General features: G+C 73.5%; 1 protein-coding gene. It reads right to left on the minus strand.

All coding sequences use genetic code 11. The annotated features are described in order from the left end of the window. Positions 1-1,428, minus strand: a 1,428-nt coding sequence (locus GKQ77_RS32720; RefSeq protein WP_219692777.1) for a DUF2252 domain-containing protein, incomplete at its 3' end; no start/stop codon positions are given. Positions 1,429-1,438: the final 10 nt, after the last annotated feature.

Here is a 1,438-nt window from a genome sequence, read left to right on the forward strand (position 1 = left end):
CTCCTTGACCGCCCGCACCAGCAGCGCGTGGTCCGCCTCCGTACGGTCCGCGTACGCCGTCGCGAACCGCGAGATCGCCGCGTCCAGCACATCGCCCTTGCCGCAGTACCCGGCTATGAGGCGCGGATCGGCGCTGTGCGCGTGGGCGCGGGCCAGCAGGGCGCCGGTCATGCGGCCGTAGTCGTCGAGCTGGTCGGCGGTCAGCCCGGCCGGGTCCACGCTGCCCTTGCGGTTCCTGAACTGGCGTACCTGGAAAGGCCGGCCGTCGACCGTCGTCCACCCCAGCAGGAAGTCGCTGACGACCTGCATCCGCTTCTGGCCGAGCACCACCCGGTGCCCCTCGTGCTCGGTCTCGGGGACCTTGAAGCCCGCCTCGGGCAGATGCGGAAGGAGCGCGGAGGGCCGTGCCTCCTTGACCTGGAGGATCAACGGCTCCCCCCGGTGGTCGAGCAGCAGCACCACATACGACCGCAGGCCGACGCTGCCCGTGCCCACGACGCGGAACGCCACGTCCTGGATCGCGTACCTCCCGATCAGCGGCAGCCGGTCCTCGGCGAGCGTCCCCAGATACTCCTCCAGGGAAGCGGCCACCAGGGCCGCCTCCGCGTCCGGTACGCGCCGCAGCACCGGCGGGGCGTCGACGAAGCGCCGCCCCACCGAACCGTCCTCCCCCTCGACCGGCTCCGTCGACTTCGCGGCGAACCGCGCGCTCGTGTTCTGCCGGGCCTTCTCGGAGACCTGCTCCAGCGTGCCGAGGAGGTCGCGCGCGTCCGTGTGCGAGACCAACTCCTCGTCCGCGATGGCGTTCCACGCGTCCAGGGCGGGCAGCTTCGCGAGCAGGCGCATAGTGCGGCGATACGCCCCCACCGCGTCCAGCGCCGCCTCCGCGCAGACCGCTTCATCGGCGCCCGCCTCGCGCCCCGCGAGCACCAGCGAGGTGGCGAGGCGCTTGAGGTCCCACTCCCAGGGGCCGTACACCGTCTCGTCGAAGTCGTTGAGGTCGATGACGAGCCCGCCACGCGCGTCCGCGTAGAGCCCGAAGTTCGCCGCGTGCGCGTCACCGCATATCTGCGCGCCGATGCCGGTCAGCGTGGCGCCCGCGAGGTCGTACGCCATGAGTCCCGCGGAGCCCCGCAGGAACGCGAAGGGAGAGGCCGTCATCCTGCCGACCCGGATCGGTGCCAGCTCGGGGAGCCTGCTGCGGTTCGACTCCGCCACGGCCGTCACGGCGTCGGGGCGGCCCGCGTCCACCTCGAACCGCGCGTGCGCCGAGCGCGGGACCCGCTTGCGCAGCGCCTTGCCCTCGCTCTTGGGCGACCCCTGCGCGGGCGCCGGCCACGCCGCGAACCCCGGCACCTCCGGCAGCCTCGCGTCCGCCCGCCCCTGCCGCCCACGCTGCCCGGGAATCGCCTTCCCCAGCTCCGCCATGCCCCTCACC

The organism is Streptomyces anatolicus (assembly GCF_019400875.1).
Classification (GTDB): Bacteria; Actinomycetota; Actinomycetes; order Streptomycetales; family Streptomycetaceae; genus Streptomyces; species Streptomyces anatolicus.